At 39.1% G+C, this 20264-nt stretch carries 27 protein-coding genes and 1 pseudogene; 21 read left to right on the forward strand and 7 right to left on the reverse strand.

Going from position 1 to position 20264, the window contains the following annotated elements; genetic code table 11:
- Window positions 1-49: 49 nt before the first annotated feature.
- From HW098_RS01625 to HW098_RS10700, 4 genes are all read right to left on the reverse strand, one after another.
- Window positions 50-853, reverse strand: coding sequence for a peptidylprolyl isomerase (locus HW098_RS01625; RefSeq protein ID WP_176139071.1), 804 nt, complete (start codon window positions 851-853; stop codon window positions 50-52).
- A gap of 303 nt (window positions 854-1156) precedes the next feature.
- The gene (locus HW098_RS01630; RefSeq protein WP_176139072.1) at window positions 1157-1381 is read right to left on the reverse strand and encodes a helix-turn-helix transcriptional regulator; all 225 of its coding nucleotides are present in this window, start codon (window positions 1379-1381) and stop codon (window positions 1157-1159) included.
- A 2-nt stretch (window positions 1382-1383) separates the two neighbouring features.
- Window positions 1384-1962, reverse strand: a complete 579-nt coding sequence (locus HW098_RS01635) for a DUF3796 domain-containing protein (RefSeq protein WP_176139073.1) — start codon at window positions 1960-1962, stop codon at window positions 1384-1386.
- 380 nt (window positions 1963-2342) lie between these two features.
- Window positions 2343-2474 (reverse strand): hypothetical protein, encoded by a 132-nt coding sequence (locus HW098_RS10700; protein WP_267240441.1) that lies wholly within the window; start codon window positions 2472-2474, stop codon window positions 2343-2345.
- A 176-nt stretch (window positions 2475-2650) separates the two neighbouring features.
- Between HW098_RS10700 and rpsP the strand changes: the two genes are divergently transcribed.
- The 6 genes from rpsP to HW098_RS01665 all read left to right on the forward strand — a co-directional run bounded on the left by rpsP (window position 2651) and on the right by HW098_RS01665 (window position 5781).
- Window positions 2651-2923: a 30S ribosomal protein S16 gene (gene rpsP / locus HW098_RS01640; protein ID WP_000268760.1), complete on the forward strand. Its 273-nt coding sequence runs from the start codon at window positions 2651-2653 to the stop codon at window positions 2921-2923.
- Between the two features lie 19 nt (window positions 2924-2942).
- The gene (gene kphA / locus HW098_RS01645; RefSeq protein ID WP_000379620.1) at window positions 2943-3182 is read left to right on the forward strand and encodes an RNA-binding protein KphA; all 240 of its coding nucleotides are present in this window, start codon (window positions 2943-2945) and stop codon (window positions 3180-3182) included.
- Between the two features lie 193 nt (window positions 3183-3375).
- Window positions 3376-4164 (forward strand): alpha/beta hydrolase, encoded by a 789-nt coding sequence (locus HW098_RS01650; protein ID WP_176139074.1) that lies wholly within the window; start codon window positions 3376-3378, stop codon window positions 4162-4164.
- Window positions 4165-4194: 30 nt separating this feature from the next.
- Window positions 4195-4713 (forward strand): ribosome maturation factor RimM, encoded by a 519-nt coding sequence (gene rimM / locus HW098_RS01655; protein WP_061590089.1) that lies wholly within the window; start codon window positions 4195-4197, stop codon window positions 4711-4713.
- Window positions 4703-5431, forward strand: coding sequence for a tRNA (guanosine(37)-N1)-methyltransferase TrmD (trmD, locus tag HW098_RS01660; RefSeq protein ID WP_176139075.1), 729 nt, complete (start codon window positions 4703-4705; stop codon window positions 5429-5431). The genes rimM and trmD overlap by 11 nt, the downstream gene beginning before the upstream one ends.
- 11 nt (window positions 5432-5442) lie before the next feature.
- Window positions 5443-5781, forward strand: coding sequence for an ATP cone domain-containing protein (locus HW098_RS01665; RefSeq protein ID WP_001196041.1), 339 nt, complete (start codon window positions 5443-5445; stop codon window positions 5779-5781).
- A gap of 30 nt (window positions 5782-5811) precedes the next feature.
- Here HW098_RS01665 and HW098_RS01670 read toward each other — a convergent pair whose 3' ends face one another.
- Window positions 5812-6132, reverse strand: coding sequence for a hypothetical protein (locus HW098_RS01670; protein WP_176139076.1), 321 nt, complete (start codon window positions 6130-6132; stop codon window positions 5812-5814).
- A gap of 98 nt (window positions 6133-6230) precedes the next feature.
- Between HW098_RS01670 and HW098_RS01675 the strand changes: the two genes are divergently transcribed.
- On the forward strand, window positions 6231-6446 hold the full coding sequence (locus tag HW098_RS01675; RefSeq protein WP_000807422.1) for a YdbC family protein: 216 nt from the start codon (window positions 6231-6233) through the stop codon (window positions 6444-6446).
- A 53-nt stretch (window positions 6447-6499) separates the two neighbouring features.
- On the opposite strand, the gene HW098_RS01680 is transcribed toward HW098_RS01675, so the two are convergent.
- The gene (locus HW098_RS01680) at window positions 6500-7036 is read right to left on the reverse strand and encodes a biotin transporter BioY (protein ID WP_176139077.1); all 537 of its coding nucleotides are present in this window, start codon (window positions 7034-7036) and stop codon (window positions 6500-6502) included.
- Between the two features lie 197 nt (window positions 7037-7233).
- Window positions 7234-8580 (reverse strand): glutathione-disulfide reductase, encoded by a 1347-nt coding sequence (gene gor, locus HW098_RS01685; RefSeq protein WP_176139078.1) that lies wholly within the window; start codon window positions 8578-8580, stop codon window positions 7234-7236.
- Between the two features lie 287 nt (window positions 8581-8867).
- Between gor and HW098_RS01690 the strand changes: the two genes are divergently transcribed.
- The 14 genes and pseudogenes from HW098_RS01690 to HW098_RS01755 all read left to right on the forward strand — a co-directional run bounded on the left by HW098_RS01690 (window position 8868) and on the right by HW098_RS01755 (window position 20189).
- Entirely contained in the window at window positions 8868-10073 is a 1206-nt protein-coding gene (locus HW098_RS01690) for an efflux RND transporter periplasmic adaptor subunit (protein WP_173307270.1), read from the forward strand.
- The gene (locus HW098_RS01695) at window positions 10057-10758 is read left to right on the forward strand and encodes an ABC transporter ATP-binding protein (protein WP_000811469.1); all 702 of its coding nucleotides are present in this window, start codon (window positions 10057-10059) and stop codon (window positions 10756-10758) included. Before HW098_RS01690 ends, HW098_RS01695 begins: the two co-directional genes overlap by 17 nt.
- A gap of 1 nt (window position 10759) precedes the next feature.
- Window positions 10760-12019, forward strand: a complete 1260-nt coding sequence (locus HW098_RS01700; RefSeq protein ID WP_176139079.1) for an ABC transporter permease — start codon at window positions 10760-10762, stop codon at window positions 12017-12019.
- 123 nt (window positions 12020-12142) lie between these two features.
- Entirely contained in the window at window positions 12143-14140 is a 1998-nt protein-coding gene (gene metG, locus HW098_RS01705; protein ID WP_176139080.1) for a methionine--tRNA ligase, read from the forward strand.
- Between the two features lie 49 nt (window positions 14141-14189).
- Window positions 14190-14381 carry a hypothetical protein gene (locus tag HW098_RS10400; protein ID WP_240149441.1) on the forward strand — a complete coding sequence of 64 codons (192 nt, stop codon included), beginning with the start codon at window positions 14190-14192 and terminating at the stop codon, window positions 14379-14381.
- Between the two features lie 88 nt (window positions 14382-14469).
- Entirely contained in the window at window positions 14470-14790 is a 321-nt protein-coding gene (locus tag HW098_RS01715; RefSeq protein ID WP_084572370.1) for a PadR family transcriptional regulator, read from the forward strand.
- 3 nt (window positions 14791-14793) lie between these two features.
- A complete protein-coding gene (locus HW098_RS01720; RefSeq protein WP_084572371.1) occupies window positions 14794-15609 on the forward strand; it encodes a hypothetical protein in 816 nt (271 codons plus the stop codon).
- Between the two features lie 74 nt (window positions 15610-15683).
- Entirely contained in the window at window positions 15684-16610 is a 927-nt protein-coding gene (locus tag HW098_RS01725) for an aldo/keto reductase (RefSeq protein ID WP_176139081.1), read from the forward strand.
- A 99-nt stretch (window positions 16611-16709) separates the two neighbouring features.
- Window positions 16710-16946, forward strand: coding sequence for a DUF2829 domain-containing protein (locus tag HW098_RS01730; RefSeq protein ID WP_000141913.1), 237 nt, complete (start codon window positions 16710-16712; stop codon window positions 16944-16946).
- On the forward strand, window positions 16939-17637 hold the full coding sequence (locus tag HW098_RS01735; protein ID WP_176139082.1) for a 3-oxoacyl-ACP reductase: 699 nt from the start codon (window positions 16939-16941) through the stop codon (window positions 17635-17637). The genes HW098_RS01730 and HW098_RS01735 overlap by 8 nt, the downstream gene beginning before the upstream one ends.
- Before the next feature lie 10 nt (window positions 17638-17647).
- Window positions 17648-18126 (forward strand): annotated as a pseudogene (locus tag HW098_RS01740) (NUDIX hydrolase).
- A 7-nt stretch (window positions 18127-18133) separates the two neighbouring features.
- Window positions 18134-18862 carry a GNAT family N-acetyltransferase gene (locus HW098_RS01745; RefSeq protein ID WP_176139083.1) on the forward strand — a complete coding sequence of 243 codons (729 nt, stop codon included), beginning with the start codon at window positions 18134-18136 and terminating at the stop codon, window positions 18860-18862.
- A gap of 41 nt (window positions 18863-18903) precedes the next feature.
- Window positions 18904-19752 carry a putative PEP-binding protein gene (locus HW098_RS01750; RefSeq protein WP_176139084.1) on the forward strand — a complete coding sequence of 283 codons (849 nt, stop codon included), beginning with the start codon at window positions 18904-18906 and terminating at the stop codon, window positions 19750-19752.
- A complete protein-coding gene (locus tag HW098_RS01755; protein ID WP_176139085.1) occupies window positions 19749-20189 on the forward strand; it encodes an ASCH domain-containing protein in 441 nt (146 codons plus the stop codon). Before HW098_RS01750 ends, HW098_RS01755 begins: the two co-directional genes overlap by 4 nt.
- The last annotated feature ends 75 nt before the right edge of the window (window positions 20190-20264 follow it).

The raw sequence follows: 20264 nt of genomic DNA on the forward strand, positions 1-20264 counted from the left end.
GATAAAAGAAATACAGTACCGTATGTGGATACTGTATTTTTTTTGGTTTTTAAGATTTAAAATTGTAGTCTTTCACCACTTCGATGCTATCGATAGTAATAGCAGTAGTTGGTTTGTCTTTCTCATCTTTTTCGGCTTTAGCAATCTTATCTACAACATCCATACCGTCAATCACTTGACCAAAAACTGGGTGTTTGCCATCTAAACTAGGATTTCCCCCTTCTTTGTAGGCTTCGATGATTTTCTTTGGATACTTACTTGTAGGGAGTTTAGCAGAGGTATCTGTAGAGTTTTGGTTGATGAAGAATTGGCTGCCGTTGGTGTTTGGTTGACCAGTATTAGCCATAGAAAGAGCACCACGGATATTATAGAGATAAGGAGTAATCTCGTTCTTGAAACCAGTTCCCTTGTCTTTTGTCTTATCCTTGTCATGCCAGATGGACTGACCACCTGTACCATCCCCTTTTGGATCTCCAGTTTGAACCATGAAGCCATCGATGACACGGTGGAAGGTAATGCCGTTATAGTAGCCTTCTTTGGCATGAGTGAGGAAGTTTTCAACCGCTAGAGGAGCGAGTTTAGGGAAGAGTTTGATACGGATATCTCCTTGACTTGTGTGGAGAATCACTTCAGCCTCGTCTTCAGCAACTTCCTTAGAAAGTTGTGGGAAATTGGCGTTTTCGTTTGTTAAAGCATCGTTTAACTCCTTGGCAGATTGGGCTGCTGCTTTGGAGCTTTCCTCAGCGGCCAAGCTAGAATCTACATAGTCATCACCACGCAAACTACGTTGGACGTTGCTACATCCAGCTAGAGCTACAGTGGATAGTAAAAGAAGGGTTGCTAGTTTTTTCATTCTAATCCTCTCAAAAATTCATTTCTACCATTGTACCCTAAAAGGAAGTGGATTTCAAATATTAGTGACAAGACAGTTTAAGAGGAAGGCAACCAGAAAGTCGCTTGCTTAGGGGCATCAATACCATAAGTGTGCTCAAAGTATTTAGGAAACCAGATCTTAAGAAAGCTCGTAAAGTTTCACAATTAGTAAACGTTCTTCGAAAGAATTACTATATTTTAAAAGAGCACATTTTCAAAGGATTTTTCTTTTGGCTTCAATTCCTAATGAATCAATGAACTTAATACTAGGTCTCGAAAAGAATTATGCTTCCTCTTTCTGTCTGAGTTCAAAGAGGTCTTCTACTTTCAGATTAAAAACTTGAGCAATTTTAAGAGCCATCTCCAGCGAAGGATTGTAACGGTTATTTTCTAAGTGCAGAATTGTCTCGCGGCGCATGCCGATGAGGTCGGCTAACTCCTTCTGGGTCATGCCTGTGGACTCACGAACAGATTTGAGATTAGTAATAATCTTACTTTCTTTGGCCATGCTTATCCTCTCCGTTCCAAGATAAGATAGACAACCGCAAAGATGCAAATCAAGGTAGCTATGCTAATAAAGATCTGGCCCATGTAAAGAGTGAGAGGCCCCATATACCCAATGATAACTGCTAGGATCATCAGTGCGCCTAGTATAAAAACCAACATCAAGCTAGCTGCCTTTGCTAAATTAGCATAAAAGCGTTCGTCCGGAGTTTCCTTGACATTTTTTAAAGAGAAAAAACCAAATAGAATCACTTCAATAACGAGGCCAATTCCCAAAATCCATTCTTTAATACCAGAACTTTCGCTTGGGGTCGCAACCCAAATTCCTACTGTATAAAAAATGCTTGCTGCAAACACAAGTATCGTGTAAAGCTTAGCAGACAAGTCAAAAATAATTTTTCTCTTACCTTTCTGACTCTTATGTAGCCAGCTCGATATAGCTACAATTTGACCTGACACTGAAATACCAGTAATAACTAACTTGGGTCCCCAACTAAGATTAGAACCAAATACAACAATAAAATCAATAAAGAGAGCTACGGCAATCATTGCAATGAGGCCATGCATTTTTTGACTTTTTTTCATGATAGACTCCTTTTTTGTGTTATAAATATATAACACTTAAATTTTATGTTATAAATATATCACATTTAAATTCGGAAAGCAAGAATTTATGTGCCAAGGTGGCAATTATTTGAAAAAATTTTTTAATAAAAGCCCATGATAGTCAAACAACTAAAGAATTCTTTGAAGCAATGCATCGGATTTGGTTTGGATAGTTTCGTTAATAATATTTGATGATAAAGAATTTTTGAAAAATCTAGATACTGTATGAATATCTACTTTTTTTCTTAGACTGTTACAAAGTCTGTCAGAATAGGCGTTGTAGGTGTAGAAGTTAATTTTTATAGAACTAAATTATTCCCCTATTTAGAATCTATTGATTCATATTTTATAAACTAAAATTAGTAGATATCTTTCTTAAAATCCTTGATATTTCGCTTGGGATTTAGGAGCCAAGCATTCAAATCATGTTCAGGTGAGATGAAGGGCTTAACTTGGTGGTCTTTATCACATTTTTCTAAAATAGTATTCACTGATAGCCTCTTTCAAACATTTATTTCCTACTTCTAGCAAATTTCTAAATGGTTTAAAAATTTTTAGTGTGTCAAGTTTTTTTCTTGACACCTGTCAGAAATCTGCTATAATAGAACATGTGCTAAATAGCTCAGCTATTTCACCGAAATAAAAAATAAGAAAAGAGACTTTAAAAATGGCAGTTAAAATCCGTTTGACTCGTATGGGTTCTAAGAAAAAACCTTTCTACCGTATCAACGTAGCAGATTCACGTTCACCACGTGACGGACGTTTCATCGAAACAGTTGGAACTTACAATCCACTTGTTGCTGAAAACCAAGTAACTTTGAAAGAAGACCGCGTTCTTGCATGGTTGGCTGATGGAGCTCAACCTTCAGATACAGTACGTAACATCCTTTCAAAAGAAGGTGTATTGAAGAAATTCCACGATTCTAAATTCTCAAAATAAGTTTAAAGTAGGTTGACAGATGGATACGATTGAAAATCTCATTATTGCGATTGTGAAACCCTTGATTTCACAACCAGATGCCTTAACTATCAAGATTGAAGATACACCAGAATTTTTGGAATATCATTTGAATCTTGATCAAAGCGATGTGGGTCGTGTAATCGGTCGTAAGGGTCGCACTATTTCTGCGATAAGAACGATTGTCTACTCTGTCCCAACTGAAGACAAAAAAGTAAGAATCGTTATTGACGAAAAATAAGAAGAGCGGGACGAATGTCTCGCTTTTTTTGTGTGGAGAAGTGTAAAATAGCCTCATCAGGATTTGGAAGGATTTTTGAAGGGGAAGGAGAATTAATGTCCCCTTCCTCCAACTTGAGAAAATACCTGGAACGTGATAAAATAAAGGATAAGGATTTTTAATAATTCATTATATAGAATGAGTGGATTTCTTTATGAAGAGGATTGATGTATCTACGAAAATTGGTAGTCTCTCTGTTACTTATCAAAAGCAAAAGAAAGTGCTAGTTTGTTTAAGTGGCGCAGGTTTGCTACCAAGTTATGAAAATTTTTCACTTATAATCGAAAAACTTCCTCCTACAATTGGTTATTTGACAATTGATTTTCCAAACACAGGTAGGAGTCCGATTCATGACCAAGCTGGAAAAAATCTGGATAATCTTGCAGATGCAGTTTATGAAGTACTTGAAGAATTGGCGATTTTTGAATATATACTTTGTGTACATAGTTTGAGTGGAATTTTAGCTTGCAAATTGCTCAAGAAACTAATTAAGTGTCAGGCTTTACTAGCAATTGAACCGACAACTAAAAACGTCATGTTTGCTGATTTTTCAGAAGATCCTTATCCAGAAATGGAAGAACAGATGAGGCTGATTGACGAGTATGGACCTGAACTTTATTTGAAGAATTTAACTCAAGCAACATTTAGTCCTGAAACGAATAAAGAAATCTGGGAAATAATGCAAGGAAAAGGCTTAGAGTTGGAAAATCAAGATCCAGAGTTTCAGATATCTGGAGAGATTACTGAGGAAGATTTTGAGGATGTATCAATACCAGATCGTATCCCTGTATTTGTTTTTTGTCAGCCTTATAGAGAAAAAGAGTACAGAGAATCAGAATATTGGACTTCCAATACTAAACTCATTTTAGGAGGGAATCACCATTATTTACAATGGTCAGAAGCGGAAAAAATTGCGGCTATTATTCGAGAATTGTCAGAATAAGATGGAAAAAAGGAGAGCACGGGAGACAAGATGAACTACTTTAATGTTGGGAAAATCGTCAATACGCAAGGGTTGCAGGGTGAGATGCGAGTCTTGTCTGTGACAGATTTTGCAGAAGAACGGTTTAAAAAAGGTACTGAGCTGGCCTTGTTTGATGAAAAAGATCAGTTTGTCCAAACAGTGACCATCGCTAGTCACCGTAAACAGAAGAACTTTGACATTATTAAATTCAAAGATATGTATCATATCAATGCTATTGAAAAGTACAAGGGATACAGTCTCAAGGTTGCTGAGGAAGATTTGAATGATCTAGACGATGGTGAATTTTATTATCACGAGATTATCGGTTTAGAAGTCTATGAGGGAGATAACTTGGTTGGAACCATCAAGGAAATCCTGCAACCAGGTGCCAACGATGTCTGGGTGGTCAAGCGAAAAGGCAAGCGTGATTTATTATTGCCTTATATTCCACCAGTGGTTCTCAATGTTGATATTCCAAATAACCGCGTCGATGTGGAAATCTTAGAAGGGTTAGACGATGAAGATTAATATTTTAACCCTTTTTCCAGAGATGTTTTCTCCACTGGAGCACTCAATCGTTGGAAAGGCTCGAGAAAAAGGGCTCTTGGATATCCAGTATCATAATTTTCGAGAAAATGCTGAAAAGGCCCGCCATGTAGACGATGAGCCCTACGGAGGTGGTCAGGGGATGTTGCTCCGCGCACAACCTATTTTCGATGCCTTTGACGCTATTGAAAAGAAAAATCCGCGCGTTATTCTCCTAGACCCAGCTGGCAAGCAGTTTGATCAGGATTATGCTGAGGATTTGGCTCAAGAGGAAGAGCTAATCTTTATCTGTGGGCACTATGAGGGTTATGATGAGCGAATTAAGACCTTGGTGACAGATGAGATTTCCCTAGGCGACTATGTCTTGACTGGTGGAGAGTTGGCGGCTATGACCATGATTGATGCTACGGTACGCCTGATTCCAGAAGTGATTGGCAAGGAGTCTAGCCATCAAGATGATAGTTTTTCTTCTGGCCTTCTTGAATATCCTCAGTACACACGTCCCTATGATTATCGAGGTATGGTTGTACCAGATGTATTGATGAGTGGTCACCATGAAAAGATTCGTCAGTGGCGCCTGTATGAGAGTTTAAAGAAAACCTATGAACGCAGACCGGATTTGCTTGAACATTATCAACTAACAGCAGAAGAAGAAAAAATGCTGGCAGAAATCAAAGAAAACAAAGAAAACAAAGAATAAAGGAGATACCTATGCAAGTAATCAAACGTGATGGAGAAATTGCTGAATTTAATCCAGATAAGATTTACCAAGCTATCTTAAAGGCAGCTCAGACTGTCTATGTATTGACAGATGATTTGCGTCAAAACCTTGCACAAGTCACTAAGAAAGTGGTTTTGGATTTGGAAGAGGCCAAGGTGGAACGTGCGACTATTAGCATGATTCAGTCTATGGTTGAACATCGTTTACTGGGTGCAGGTTACATTACCATTGCAGAACACTACATTTCCTATCGTCTACAACGTGACTTGGAAAGAAGTGGATATGGTGACCATATCGCGGTTCATTTACATTTTGAACAAGTTCGCTAAGAAAAAAGAGTGGGATGAAGCAACTACATCTCACTCTTTCTTAAATCTATTTTTTTGGGCTGTTTGGACGGTTGAAGGGACAAATCGCAGGCGTTGAATATCGCTTATGCGGATAATACGGCTTACATTTTTAGCAAAATTTTTCACGATAAGTTGTTGGCCTTGTTGATCGTATTTGATGATGTCACCTGTAAAGCTTGTCTCAGATAAGATAAGGTGAACAGCGGTTTGTTTTTGTATAGCCTCTTCAATAGTGGCTGTAAGGGAGTTGGTTTCAGTCTGATCAGGTTGGTCATGTCCATTTAAAAAGTCATGTATTTTATCTAGAACTTGCTGGAATTTATGTCTCATAGTGGCCTCCCTTCTTTTATATCAATATTATATAAAATTTTCCTAAAATCTACAAGATTTTACGAATAATCAAATGAAAGCTAAAAAAGGAGAAGAAAATGGCAGAATTTACATTTGAAATAGAAGAGCACTTGTTGACTCTTTCTGAAAACGAAAAAGGTTGGACCAAGGAAATCAACCGTGTGAGCTTTAATGGTGCTCCTGCAAAGTTTGATATTCGTGCTTGGAGTCCAGATCATACTAAAATGGGCAAAGGGATTACTCTCTCCAATGAAGAATTTCAAACGATGGTGGATGCTTTTAAAGGAAACTAAGTTTTCAAAATGAAAGAAAAGGATATTGAGTTATGACAACTCGATATCCTTTTTTAGCTAGCAAAGTAAGCCTGATTTTTAAGGCGTTGAAGTAGAGGACGGCTAATCAAACTAATAGCTAGAAGTTTACCAAGGTCTGGGATAATAAAGGGAAGAACTCCCACAATAAGAGCTTTTTCAAATGCCATTCCAGCTAGAAAATGCAAGCTGAGAATCCCGCCTACAAAGACAAGGGCATCACCCAAGAGGTTTGCAAGAAAAATCTTGACAACACTACTCTTTCTGTTGGTTAGAGAGGAAGTAAGTCCAGAGTATACAAGATAAAACCAAAGATAGCCTGCAGTGGGACCAACCAACGCCTGCAATCCAGCTCCACCTCCTGCAAAAACAGGAAGACCGATGGCACCTAGAAGAAGATAAAGTCCAACAGAAAGTACAGCCTCTCTGGGTCTAAAGACAGTAGCAATCAAGCCGATTGCAAAGTTTTGCAGAGTGAAGGGGACGGGTCCAATTGGAAGACTGATTTGTGCCAAAACAGCAATGAGAGCAGCCCCAATAGCAGGGATAGCATAAACGTGAGCTTTTTTCAAAATAGTTAACCTCTTTTATAATGTATAGTAACTATTATACTCGTAGAGTAATCATTGTCAACCAATTTTTAAAAACAAGATAACAAAAACTGTAACAGCCGATTTTACTTACTGGTTAAGGGGTGGGTAATTGTTTTGTTGATTTGAAAACATCAAAAAAGAGGCCGACACATTTGTATCAGCTTCTTTTATTTCGATTAACGCATGGTTACAAATTCTTCAGATGCAGTTGGGTGAATCGCCACAGTTGCATCAAAGTCAGCCTTGGTTGCTCCCATTTTGATAGCCACAGCAAATCCTTGAATCATTTCATCAACGCCGTAGCCAATTCCATGAAGTCCGACAACTTTTTCTTCTGAACCAGCTGTGATCAATTTGAAACGTGTTTCTTGACGGTTGCCAGTGCAAGCAGAGTACATAGAAGTAAAGCTTGATTTGTAAACCTTGATTTGGTCTTGTCCGTATTCTTTAATAGCTTGTTCTTCTGTCAATCCAACAGTTCCGATAGCAGGGTGTGAAAAGACAACGGTTGGAATAGTTGAGTAATCCATTTTTGCAGTAGTTTTTCCATTAAAGAGACGTTCAGATAGGGTACGCCCAGCCTTGATAGCAACTGGAGTCAGTTCTTTTTCACCTGTTACATCACCTAGAGCGTAGATTCCTTCAACAACAGTATTTTGGTATTCATCAACTTGGATAAAGCCACGTTCGTTCAGAGTCACTCCAGCTTTTTCAAGTTGCAAGCCCTTAACGTTTGGACGGCGACCTGTAGCCCAGATAACTTGACTAGCTGTGTGACTAGTACCATCTTCGAAATGAATGGTAATGCCTTCAGCAGTTTTTTCTAACTTGACAGGGACTTTGTGAGTATGAAGTGGCAAGTTTGTTCTTTCCATTTCCTTTACCAAACCTTCAACGATGTAAGAATCAAAACCACGTAAAGGACGATCACGACGAACAAAGAGGTCTGTCTTGACACCAAAAGTGTGGAGTACGCCAGCCAATTCAACGGCGATATAACCAGCGCCTAGAATAGCAACTGACTCTGGCAATTCTTCCCAGGCAAATACATCATCAGAAGAGCCACCTAGCTCAGCACCAGGAATAGTTGGAATACTTGGATGGGCACCAGTAGCAATCACGATATGTTTAGCACGAATCAGTTCACCATTTACACTGACAGTATGAGAATCTACAAATTCAGCATGACCTTCAATCAAGTCTACACCGTTACGTTTAAAACTGCCATCATAAGAAGAACGAGCGCGATCAATGTAGGTTTCACGATTGCGACGTAGGGTTGCAAAGTCAAAGTTAAGATTAGTAGTCTTAAAGCCGTAGTCTTCTCCAAATTGATGGAAAGTCTCAGCGATTTGCGCCCCGTACCACATGATTTTTTTAGGAACACAACCGACATTGACACAGGTTCCACCTAGTTTCTTTTCCTCAATAACGGCTGCTTTAGCTCCGTGTTCACCAGCACGGTTCATGGAAGCAATTCCTCCGCTACCTCCACCGATAGCGATGATATCGTATTCTCTCATTGAAAACTCCTTTGTACTCTTTTAAATAGTAGAGTATCATTTTTTGATAGTCATATTCTATCTTTTTTTTGATTTGATTGCAAAAATCTGCTACGTTCAAAAAATTGCAAAAAAGCTTGCCAAATAAGTCAAGATAGTGTATTATATAACTAGTACAATAGAAAAGGAGGATTTCCGAACGATTGTTTAATCCTGAACTGTCATTATTTCCATCTGAACTGCATTGTTTGCTGGAGGGAAATTTGGTATAATAGCAAAGTATTGTAAAAAAGAAAAGGAGTTTCATTATGAAGAAAAAGAATGGTAAAGCTAAAAAGTGGCAATTGTATGCAGCAATTGGTGCTGCAAGTGTAGTTGTATTGGGTGCTGGGGGGATTTTACTCTTTAGACAACCCTCGCAAACTGATGTGAAGGATGAAACGCCACATCTAGTAGTGGCAAAAGAGGGAACTGTTGCTTCGTCGGTTTTATTGTCAGGGACAGTAACGGCAAAAAATGAACAATACGTTTATTTTGATGCTAGCAAGGGAGATTTAGATGAAATCCTTGTTTCTGTGGGGGATAAGGTCAGCGAAGGGCAGGCTTTAGTCAAGTACAGTAGTTCAGAAGCCCAGGCGGCCTATGATTCAGCGAGTCGAGCAGTAGCTAAGGCAGATCGTCATATCAATGAACTCAATCAAGCACGAAATGAAGCCGCTTCAGCTCCGGCTCCTCAAGCCTCTGCGCCAGCAGGAGGAGAAGATGCAACGGTGCAAAGTCCAACTCCAGTGGCTGGAAATTCTGTTGCTTCTATTGACGCTCAGTTGGGTGATGCCCGTGATGCGCGTGCAGACGCTGCGGCGCAATTAAGTAAGGCTCAAAGTCAGTTAGATGCAATGACGGTTCTCAGTACCCTAGAGGGAACTGTGGTCGAAGTCAACCACAATGTTTCTAAATCTCCAACAGGAGCTAGCCAAGTAGTCGTTCATGTCGTAAGTAATGAAAACTTGCAAGTTAAGGGGGAACTATCTGAATATAACCTTGCCAACCTCTCTGTAGGACAAGAAGTAAGCTTTACTTCTAAAGTGTATCCTGATAAAAAATGGACTGGGAAATTAAGCTATATTTCTGACTATCCTAAAAACAATGGTGAAGCAGCTAGTCCAGCTGCCGCAGCTTCTGGTAATTCTGGTTCTAAATATCCATACACTATTGATGTTACAAGTGAAATTGGTGATTTGAAACAAGGATTCTCAGTAAGTGTTGAGGTCAAAAATAAGAGTAAAGCCATTTTGGTTCCTCTAACAAGTGTTGTGACTGAAAATGATAAGAACTATGTCTGGGTGCTTGACGAGCAGAAAAAGGCCAAGAAAGTGGAAGTTGGTTTGGGTAATGCTGATGCAGACAACCAAGAAATCACTTCAGGTCTGACAAATGGAGTCAAGGTCATCAGTAACCCAACGTCTTCTCTAGAGGAAGGAAAAGAGGTGAAGGCTGATGAAGCAACTAATTAGTCTAAAAAATATCTGCAGAAGCTACCGTAACGGTGACCAAGAACTGCAGGTTCTCAAAAATATCAACCTAGAAGTGAATGAGGGTGAGTTTGTTGCCATTATGGGACCATCTGGTTCTGGTAAGTCTACTCTCATGAATACGATTGGGATGTTGGATACACCAAGTAGTGGAGAGTATTATCTTGAAGGTCAAGAAGTGGCTGGATTGGGTGAAAAACAACTAGCTAAGGTTCGCAACCAACAAATCGGTTTTGTCTTTCAGCAGTTCTTTCTTCTATCCAAACTCAATGCTCTGCAAAATGTAGAATTGCCCTTGATTTACGCAGGAGTTTCGGCTTCAAAACGGCGCAAGTTGGCTGAGGAGTATTTAGACAAGGTTGAATTGACTGAGCGTAGTCACCATTTGCCTTCGGAATTATCTGGTGGTCAAAAGCAACGTGTGGCTATTGCGCGTGCCTTGGTAAACAATCCTTCTATTATTCTAGCAGACGAACCGACAGGAGCCTTGGATACCAAAACAGGGAACCAAATCATGCAACTATTGGTTGACTTGAACAAAGAAGGAAAAACCATTATCATGGTAACGCATGAGCCTGAAATAGCTGCTTATGCCAAACGTCAGATTGTCATTCGCGATGGAGTTATTTCATCTGATAGTGCTCAGTTAGAAAAGGAGGAAAACTAAGATGCAGAATCTGAAATTTGCCTTTTCATCTATCATGGCTCATAAGATGCGTTCTTTGCTTACCATGATTGGGATTATTATCGGTGTTTCATCAGTTGTTGTGATTATGGCTCTAGGTGACTCCCTATCTCGTCAACTCAACAAAGATATGACCAAATCTCAGAAGAATATTAGTGTCTTTTTCTCTTCTAAAAAAAGTAAAGATGGGTCTTTTACTCAGAAACAATCAGCTTTTACGGTTTCTGGAAAAGAAGAGGAAGTTCATGTTGAACCACCAAAACCGCAAGAATCTTGGGTCAAGGAGGCAGCCAAACTCAAGGGAGTGGATAATTACTATGTAACCAACTCAACGAACGCCATCTTGACTTATAAAGATAAAAAAGTTGAAAATGCCAATTTGACAGGTGGAAACAGAACTTATATGGAGGCTGTTAACAATGAAATTCTTGCAGGACGTAGTTTGAGAGAACAAGATTTCAAAGAATTTGCAAGTGTCATTTTGCTTGATGAAGAATTATCCATTAGTCTATTTGGATCTCCTCAAGAGGCTATTAACAAGGTTGTAGAAGTCAATGGATTTAGTTACCGGGTTATTGGGGTTTATACTAGTCCAGAGGCTAAACGTTCAAAAATATATGGTTTTGGTGGCTTGCCCATTACCACAAATATCTCCCTTGCTGCGAATTTTAATGTAGATGAAATAGCTAATATTGTCTTTCGAGTGAATGACACAAGCTTGACTCAAACTCTGGGTCCAGAATTAGCACGAAAAATGACAGAGCTTGCTGGCTTGCAACAGGGAGAATATCAAGTGGCAGATGAGTCAGCTGCATTTGCAGAAGTTCAACAAACGTTTAGTTTTATGACGACGATTATTAGTGCCATTGCAGGTATTTCTCTCTTTGTTGGAGGAACTGGTGTTATGAATATTATGCTGGTTTCGGTGACAGAGCGTACCCGTGAAATTGGTCTCCGTAAGGCTTTGGGTGCAACTCGTGCCAATATTTTAATCCAGTTTTTGATTGAATCCATGATTTTGACCTTGTTAGGTGGCTTGATTGGCTTGACAATTGCAAGTGGTTTAACTGCCTTAGCAGGTTTGTTACTGCAAGGTTTGATTGCGGGTATAGAAGTTGGAGTATCAATTCCAGTTGCCCTATTTAGTCTTGCAGTTTCGGCTAGCGTGGGTATGATTTTTGGAGTCTTGCCAGCCAACAAGGCATCGAAACTTGATCCAATCGAAGCCCTTCGTTATGAATAAGATCAACAAGATGGACACTTGTCTATCTTGTTTTTGTATGGATTTCCCTATCGAAAATCCTTAAAAATGTGATATAATGAAGTGTTAGAAAAACAGGTTTCATTTGCCTGGAAAGGAAAAATTATGTCTGAAAAGAATTTTTATATTACAACGCCGATTTACTACCCATCTGGTAAACTTCATATCGGTTCTGCCTACACAACCATTGCTTGTGATGTCCTAGCACGTTATAAACGCCTGATGGGCTACGATGTCTTTTATTTGACAGGTCTTGATGAGCATGGTCAGAAAATCCAGCAGAAAGCTGAAGAAGTTGGCATCACACCTCAAGCCTATGTTGATGGGATGGCAGTTGGAGTCAAAGAACTCTGGCAATTACTAGATATCTCATACGATAAATTTATCCGTACAACTGATGATTACCACGAAAAAGTTGTCGCACAGGTCTTTGAGCGCTTGCTTGCTCAAGATGATATCTATTTGGGTGAATATTCTGGTTGGTACTCAGTCTCAGATGAAGAATTCTTTACAGAAAGCCAGCTGGCAGAAGTATTCCGTGATGAAGCTGGAAATGTAACTGGTGGTATTGCTCCATCAGGTCACGAGGTTGAATGGGTATCTGAAGAATCATACTTCCTTCGCCTCAGCAAATACCAAGACAGTTTGGTGGAATTTTTCAAGGCCCATCCTGAATTTATCACTCCAGATGGTCGTCTCAATGAAATGCTTCGCAACTTCATCGAACCAGGTTTAGAGGATTTGGCAGTTTCTCGTACAACCTTTACATGGGGTGTGCCAGTACCATCTAATCCTAAGCACGTTGTCTACGTTTGGATTGATGCCCTTCTTAACTATGCGACAGCTCTTGGCTACGCTCAAGACGAACATGGTAACTTTGACAAGTTCTGGAATGGAACAGTCTTCCACATGGTAGGAAAAGACATCCTTCGTTTCCACTCAATCTACTGGCCAATCCTTCTTATGATGTTGGATGTTAAATTACCTGATCGTTTGATTGCCCATGGTTGGTTTGTCATGAAAGACGGTAAGATGTCTAAGTCTAAAGGGAATGTCGTTTACCCTGAAATGTTGGTAGAGCGTTATGGACTAGATCCGCTTCGTTACTACCTCATGCGTAGCCTTCCAGTTGGTTCAGACGGAACCTTCACTCCAGAAGACTATGTAGGCCGTATCAACTACGAATTGGCCAATGACCTTGGGAACCTCCTCAATCGTACGGTTTCTATGATTAACAAATACTTTGATGGACAAATTCCAGCCTATGTAGAGGGTGTAACAGAGTTTGACCATGCTCTTGCTGAGGTTGCAGAACAATCAATCGCAGACTACCATACACACATGGAAGCAGTTGACTACCCACGTGCTCTTGAAGCAGTCTGGACCCTTATCTCTCGTACCAATAAATACATCGATGAGACCGCACCATGGGTCTTGGCCAAGGATGAGGCTCTTCGTGACCAATTGGCAAGTGTTATGAGCCACTTGGCAGCCAGCCTTCGTGTCGTCGCTCACTTGATTGAACCATTTATGATGGAAACTAGTCGTGCGGTTATGACTCAACTTGGCTTGGAAGAAGTAGCGAGCCTTGAAAACTTGAGCTTGGCTGACTTCCCGGCAGATGAGACTGTAGTTGCCAAAGGAACACCAATCTTCCCACGTTTGGATATGGAAGAAGAAATCGCCTATATCAAGGAACAAATGGAAGGTAACAAGCCAGCTGTCGAAAAAGAATGGAATCCAGACGAAGTCGAACTCAAACTCAACAAGGAAGAAATCAAGTTTGAAGACTTTGACAAGGTCGAAATCCGTGTTGCCGAAGTTAAAGAGGTGTCTAAAGTGGAAGGTTCTGATAAGTTGCTTCAATTCCGCTTGGATGCTGGTGATGGAGAAGATCGTCAAATTCTTTCTGGAATTGCAAAATACTATCCAAATGAACAAGAATTGGTCGGCAAGAAAGTTCAAATTGTTGCCAATCTCAAACCACGTAAAATGATGAAAAAATATGTCAGCCAAGGGATGATTCTCTCAGCTGAACATGATGGACAATTAACCCTTCTTACAGTTGATCCAGCTGTACCAAACGGAAGTGTGATTGGGTAAAAATAGACAGGACTAGTTTATGCTAGTTCTGTTTTTTTATTTATACTCAATGAAAATCAAAGAGCAAACTAGGAAACTAGCCGCAGGTTGCTCAAAACATAGTTTTGAGGTAGTAGATAAGACTGACGAAGTCAGCTCAAAACACTGTTTTGAGGTTGTGGATAGAACTGACGAAGTCAGTAACCATATCTACGGTAAGGCGATGCTGACGTGGTTTGAAGAGATTTTCGAAGAGTATTAACTATTATGCTTTACAAACTAGTGTGAAAGTGGTATATTATAGATGAAGCTACTAGTAGGTATTACAAAATAGATAGAAGGGAGAAGGGATGAAAGAAACTCAGCTATTAAAAGGTGTTCTTGAAGGTTGTGTCTTGGATATGATTGGTAAAAAAGAGCGATATGGTTATGAGTTGGTTCAGACTTTGCGAGAGGCTGGATTTGACACTATCGTTCCAGGAACTATTTATCCTTTGTTGCAAAAGTTAGAAAAAAATCAATGGATAAGAGGCGACATGCGTCCGTCGCCAGATGGTCCAGATCGGAAGTATTTTTCGTTAACCAAAGAAGGAGAAGAGCGTGTCTCGGTCTTTTGGCAACAATGGGACGATTTGAGTCAAAAAGTAGAAGGGATTAAGAATGGGGGTTAAACCATGAAGAAAATGAAGTATTACGAAGAAACAAGTGCTTTGTTGCATGAGTTTTCTGAGGACAATCAGCAGTATTTTGAGGAACTGTGGGATAGTTTTAATCTTGCTGGATTTCTCTATGATGAAGACTATCTCAGAGAGCAGATTTATTTGATGATGTTAGATTTCTCAGAAGCAGAACGAGATGGCATGAGTGCAGAGGATTATTTAGGTAAGAATCCTAAAAAAATAATGAAAGAGATTCTCAAGGAAGCCCCACGCAGTTCTATCAAGGAGTCCCTTTTAACACCAATTTTTGTCCTAGCGATATTACGCTACTATCATCTACTGGGTGATTTTTCTAAAGGTCCTCTCTTAACAGTCAATTTGCTTACTTTTTTAGGGCAACTTCTTCTTTTTCTGATTGGATTTGGGCTTGTGGCTACAATTTTACGAAAAAGTTTAGTCCAAGATTCTCCTAAAATGAAAATTAGCACCTATATTATCGTTGGGATTCTTGTTCTGCTAGTTGTTCTGGGATATGTAGGAATAGGAAGTTTTGTACAAGAAGGAGCCTTTTATCTTCCTGCTCCCTGGGATAGTTTGTCTGTCTTTACGATTTCCCTAGTCATCAGTATTTGGAATTGGAAAGAACCGATTTTTCGTCCATTTGTTAGTATGATTATTGCCCACCTTATTGTAGGTTCTCTGCTCCGTTACTATGAGTGGATGGGAATTTCAAATGTTTTTCTTACAAAAGTTATTCCTTTAGCTGTCCTCTTTATTGGAATCTTTGTCTTGTTCCGTGGGTTTAAGAAGATAAAATGGAGTGAAATATAGTCAAAAAGCCGTTGCAAAGCGGTTTTTTGTTATAATGAAGGGAAGAATGTTAGAAATTTAAGGAGAAAAATTTGATGAGATACATAACTCTTGGTCAAGATGACAAAGAATTATCAGAAATTGTTCTCGGAATGATGAGAATAGAAGATAAGTCTGTAAAAGAAGTTGAAGAGCTTGTAGAAACAGCACTTTCTGTTGGAATCAATGCTTTTGACTTGGCTGATATATATGGTCGTGGTCGTTGTGAAGAACTGTTAGGTCTTGTCCTAAAAAATCGTCCAGATTTAAGAGAAAAGATGTGGATTCAGTCCAAATGTGGCATTCGCATTGAAGAATTTACCTATTTTGATTTTTCTAAGGACTATATTATAAAATCAGTAGATGGTATTTTGCAAAGATTGAAGATTGATCATCTAGATAGCTTGCTTCTTCATCGACCAGATGCTTTGATGGAATCTGATCAAGTAGCAGAAGCCTTTGATCTCCTTTATAAACAAGGTAAGGTTCGAGATTTTGGAGTTTCTAATCAAAATCCTATGATGATGGAGTTGCTGAAGAAAGAAGTAAAACAATCTCTATCTATCAATCAATTACAATTAAGTGCAGCTTTCACACCCGGTTTTGAAGCAGGATTTCATGTTAATATGGAAGATAGTCAAGCAGCTATGCGAGATGGCAGCATTTTTGAATATTGCAAATTACACGATGTGGTCATTCAAGCATGGTCTGTCTTACAATTCGGGTATTTTAGAGGGAATTTTGTTGGCAATGAGAAATTTCAAGCTTTAAATCAAGTACTTGAGCGTTTAGCTATTAAATATGGAGTAACTTCTTCAACTATTGCCATTTCTTGGATATTACGCTACCCAGCCAAAATGCAGGCAGTCGTAGGTACAACAAATCCTAAGCATTTGATAGAAGCTAGCCAAGCGACAAACTTTAATTTAACAAGAAAAGAATGGTATGAAATTTATCTTGCTGCAGGGAATAATTTGCCGTAAGTAGAAGCAGATGTAAATAAATCACAGTCAAAAAGCCGTTTTAAAGCGGTTTTTTTGTTATAATGAAGGGAAGAATTATTGATATTAAAGGAGATAAACATGACATTTGAAGAAATTCTACCTGGGTTAAAGGCTAAGAAAAAATATGTACGTACTGGTTGGGGAGGTGCTGAAAACTATGTCCAACTCTTTGATACCATCGAGCAAAATGGTGTGGCTTTAGAGGTAACTCCTTATTTTTTGATTAACGTTTCTGGCGAAGGAGAAGGATTTTCCATGTGGAGCCCGACACCTTGTGATGTTTTGGCGACGGATTGGGTAGAAGTGCATGACTAAGCGTGTACTCATTACAGGAGTGAGTTCAGGCATTGGTCTGGCTCAGGCTCGACTCTTTTTAGAAAATGGTTATCAAGTTTATGGAGTTGACCAAGATAAAAATCCACTCTTAGAGGGTGATTTTCACTTTTTACAGAGAGATTTAACCTTGGACTTGGAGCCAATTTTTGACTGGTGTCCTCAGGTAGATATTTTGTGCAATACTGCTGGAGTGTTGGATGCTTATAAACCCCTATTGGAACAATCAGCCCAGGAAATTCAAGAGATTTTTGAAATTAACTATGTGACTCCTGTTGAGTTGACTCGCTATTATTTGACACAAATGCTGGAAAATAAAAAGGGAATCATCATCAATATGTGTTCCATTGCTTCTAGCCTAGCAGGTGGAGGTGGTCACGCCTATACTTCCTCTAAGCATGCTTTGGCTGGCTTTACTAAGCAGTTGGCTTTAGACTATGCTGAGGCTGGGATTCAGGTCTTTGGGATTGCTCCAGGAGCAGTCAAGACAGCTATGACTGCTGCCGACTTTGAACCAGGTGGTTTGTCTGACTGGGTAGCGAGTGAAACCCCAATCAAGCGCTGGATTGAACCAGAGGAAGTGGCAGAAGTCAGTCTTTTTTTGGCCAGTGGAAAGGCATCTGCCATGCAAGGACAAATCCTTACAGTAGACGGTGGCTGGTCTTTGAAATAGGAGGATTTGGATGGAAATCAAAAATCACTTTGGAGTCTATGGTGTTTGCTTTGAAAATGGGAAGTTACTCTGCATTGAAAAATGAGAGGCCCTTATCAACATCGGTATGATCTACCTGGAGGCAGTCAGCAACTTGGTGAAAGACTGATGGAAACGCTGACTAGAGAAGTTATGGAAGAGACGGGATTTACTGTTAGAAGTTATTCTAATCCTCGAATCTACGATGTTTTCGTCAGGGAAGAGTTAAAAAATTTTATGGTTCACCATATCATGGCCTTGTATGATGTTGAAATGAATGAGAGTGTACCTCTAGTTACAATTTCGGAAGCTGTGTCTGATGGTGCGAATGATTCACTTGGATATATTTTGATGGATATTCAAGAGATTACAGAAGAAAGTGCATCGCCATTAGTCTTGAAGGTTAAGTCTGAATTATTAGGATTTCCAGAATTAGATATGACAAGCTATAGAAATTGGAAGGTGAAGTAGGGGGATAATGGAACTATTTAAAACATGGAAGAAAAATATGGTTCTCTATGGTCTTAAATCTCAAATTGGAACTATCTACCGAAACAATGATAGGACAACAAGCTTTTATGATGTTGGGAATTTTCTATACCTAGCAGGGGAGTTGGATTCCAGATTTTGGGAAGATTTTGTTAGAAAATATGGTTTAGATTATAAGATTATTATTTCAGAAAATACTAATTGGCAAGATTTTCTGCATCGGAAAGTGGGGCTAAATTCTTTTACTCGCTATTCTTTTAAAGATAAGGCAAATTTTCAAGTTAAATTTCTAAATGATCTAGTTACTCATTTAGAGGAAGATTACAATATTGTGCCTATTGATAATCATATTTATAACTGCTTTTCTACGAAAGAATGGTCACAGGATTTACAGGGGGATTTTGAGTCTTATCAGGATTTTGTTTTAAAAGGTGGATTTGGCTTTGTGATTCTTAAAAATAATGAACTGATTGCTGGGATTTCCTCAGGGTTAGTTTACCGTGGAGCAGTTGAAGTGGAAGTTGCAACTAGACCAAACGAACAAGGAAATGGATTTGCTAAAAAGCTTGGTGCTGCAATGATTCTAGAGAGTTTAAATAGAGATATGTTTCCACTTTGGGATGCTCATAACGAGGCTTCCAAAAAAGTAGCAGAATTTTTAGGATATGAGTTAGTTGAACCTTATGAAGCTTTTGAACTAGAGGAAAGTTTCATGTAGTGATATCTGATATTGTATCTTTTAAGACGAGGTGAATGGACATGAAAAACCAACTTGCCCTTAGTGGCGAAAAACTTGATGAAAAAGTTTACCCACAACTATTTCATCATGTTGGCATGATTCGTGGGGAATATTTATTGAGAGAGCTCAATCAAAATATACTATTACCAAGTTGTCAGCAATTTGTAAAAGATTATCTAGATACTATCTGTTCCTTGTACTCAGATGAGGAGATCTGGTATCGTTTTTCAGAATTAACGAATACAGAAGCCAATTATTTAGAGGGGACTAAAGAGTATTTTGATGAAAATCATCCCTTATTTGGATATAGAGGAACTAGGCGTTTGTTGGCGTGTCCGGATGAATTTCAGGCTGAAGCACATGTCGTTACAGAAGTTTATCAAACCAATCCCAATCTGTCTGTTATTTTTCCTTTTGTCAATGATGCCGACCAATTAAAACAAGCTATTACAGTATTGCGTCAGTATGGCTTTACTGGGAAAGTCGGCACGATGATTGAATTACCGTCAGCGTATTTTGACTTAAATAGGATACTGGAAACGGGCATTTCAAAGATTGTAGTTGGAATGAATGATTTGACTTCCTTTGTTTTTGCGACTGTGAGAAACAGTCAATGGCATGATATAGAAAGTCCAATAATGTTAGATATGCTAAGAGATATGCAGGATAAAGCAAGGGCGAAAAAGATTGATTTTGCTGTAGCAGGTTATCTGAATACTTCTTTCATACAAAAAATGAATCAGTTGGGTATCAAGTGCATTATCCATTACAGTTCTATTCCAGAGATTTTTAATTTAGAGATTGACCATCCAGACCACCTCAAACGTGTAAAAGAAGAAAGTAAAAAATTACAAAGGAGAAACCCATGACACCGCAAGAAATGTGGAATAAATACAAACAAATCAATCCTTCTATCGGAGATGAAATCGATGCTTGGGCTTTTGGAGTGGAACCAGACCTTTTAGCGGATTTGGTTTTAAAAGGCGAAAAGACGGCAACAGCTTCAGCCTACGATCTCTATGCACTAGAAGATGAACCCCTTCCGCAAGAAGGGACCTTCGATGTCATTTTAGATAGTCAAAATCAGGCTGTCTGCATTGTCGAAATTACAAAGGTTTCTGTTAAACCCTTCAATCAAGTTTCTGCTGACCATGCCTACAAGGAAGGCGAGGGAGACAAATCTTTAGCCTATTGGCGTCAGGTTCATGAGGACTTTTTCACCGAGTGGATGAGGGAGGCAGGACAGAATTTTACACCTGACAGCAAGGTTGTTTTAGAAGAATTTCGCAAGGTCTACCCCCTGTAGACTGCTAGACGGAAGAAAGTTTTGGAAATTGCCGTCCAATCCTTTTTTCTCAAGTAAAATATGATATAATAAGTT

The organism is Streptococcus sp. 1453, from assembly GCF_013276955.1.
Classification (GTDB): domain Bacteria; phylum Bacillota; class Bacilli; order Lactobacillales; family Streptococcaceae; genus Streptococcus.

Bases quoted from the DNA above. Each gene is read 5' to 3' on its own strand.
- HW098_RS01670 (WP_176139076.1), bottom strand. From the start codon at position 6,132: ATGAGACATAAATTCCAGCAAGTTCTAGATAAAATACATGACTTTTTA.
- rpsP (WP_000268760.1), top strand. From the start codon at position 2,651: ATGGCAGTTAAAATCCGTTTGACTCGTATGGGTTCTAAGAAAAAACCT.
- HW098_RS01625 (WP_176139071.1), bottom strand. From the start codon at position 853: ATGAAAAAACTAGCAACCCTTCTTTTACTATCCACTGTAGCTCTAGCT.
- kphA (WP_000379620.1), top strand. From the start codon at position 2,943: ATGGATACGATTGAAAATCTCATTATTGCGATTGTGAAACCCTTGATT.
- HW098_RS01675 (WP_000807422.1), top strand. From the start codon at position 6,231: ATGGCAGAATTTACATTTGAAATAGAAGAGCACTTGTTGACTCTTTCT.
- HW098_RS01665 (WP_001196041.1), top strand. From the start codon at position 5,443: ATGCAAGTAATCAAACGTGATGGAGAAATTGCTGAATTTAATCCAGAT.
- HW098_RS01715 (WP_084572370.1), top strand. From the start codon at position 14,470: ATGAAAGAAACTCAGCTATTAAAAGGTGTTCTTGAAGGTTGTGTCTTG.
- HW098_RS01755 (WP_176139085.1), top strand. From the start codon at position 19,749: ATGACACCGCAAGAAATGTGGAATAAATACAAACAAATCAATCCTTCT.
- HW098_RS01695 (WP_000811469.1), top strand. From the start codon at position 10,057: ATGAAGCAACTAATTAGTCTAAAAAATATCTGCAGAAGCTACCGTAAC.
- HW098_RS01635 (WP_176139073.1), bottom strand. From the start codon at position 1,962: ATGAAAAAAAGTCAAAAAATGCATGGCCTCATTGCAATGATTGCCGTA.
- HW098_RS01730 (WP_000141913.1), top strand. From the start codon at position 16,710: ATGACATTTGAAGAAATTCTACCTGGGTTAAAGGCTAAGAAAAAATAT.
- HW098_RS01735 (WP_176139082.1), top strand. From the start codon at position 16,939: ATGACTAAGCGTGTACTCATTACAGGAGTGAGTTCAGGCATTGGTCTG.
- HW098_RS01725 (WP_176139081.1), top strand. From the start codon at position 15,684: ATGAGATACATAACTCTTGGTCAAGATGACAAAGAATTATCAGAAATT.
- HW098_RS10400 (WP_240149441.1), top strand. From the start codon at position 14,190: ATGAAAATCAAAGAGCAAACTAGGAAACTAGCCGCAGGTTGCTCAAAA.
- metG (WP_176139080.1), top strand. From the start codon at position 12,143: ATGTCTGAAAAGAATTTTTATATTACAACGCCGATTTACTACCCATCT.
- HW098_RS01630 (WP_176139072.1), bottom strand. From the start codon at position 1,381: ATGGCCAAAGAAAGTAAGATTATTACTAATCTCAAATCTGTTCGTGAG.
- HW098_RS01750 (WP_176139084.1), top strand. From the start codon at position 18,904: ATGAAAAACCAACTTGCCCTTAGTGGCGAAAAACTTGATGAAAAAGTT.
- rimM (WP_061590089.1), top strand. From the start codon at position 4,195: ATGAACTACTTTAATGTTGGGAAAATCGTCAATACGCAAGGGTTGCAG.
- HW098_RS01690 (WP_173307270.1), top strand. From the start codon at position 8,868: ATGAAGAAAAAGAATGGTAAAGCTAAAAAGTGGCAATTGTATGCAGCA.
- HW098_RS01700 (WP_176139079.1), top strand. From the start codon at position 10,760: ATGCAGAATCTGAAATTTGCCTTTTCATCTATCATGGCTCATAAGATG.
- gor (WP_176139078.1), bottom strand. From the start codon at position 8,580: ATGAGAGAATACGATATCATCGCTATCGGTGGAGGTAGCGGAGGAATT.
- HW098_RS01650 (WP_176139074.1), top strand. From the start codon at position 3,376: ATGAAGAGGATTGATGTATCTACGAAAATTGGTAGTCTCTCTGTTACT.
- HW098_RS01745 (WP_176139083.1), top strand. From the start codon at position 18,134: ATGGAACTATTTAAAACATGGAAGAAAAATATGGTTCTCTATGGTCTT.
- trmD (WP_176139075.1), top strand. From the start codon at position 4,703: ATGAAGATTAATATTTTAACCCTTTTTCCAGAGATGTTTTCTCCACTG.
- HW098_RS01720 (WP_084572371.1), top strand. From the start codon at position 14,794: ATGAAGAAAATGAAGTATTACGAAGAAACAAGTGCTTTGTTGCATGAG.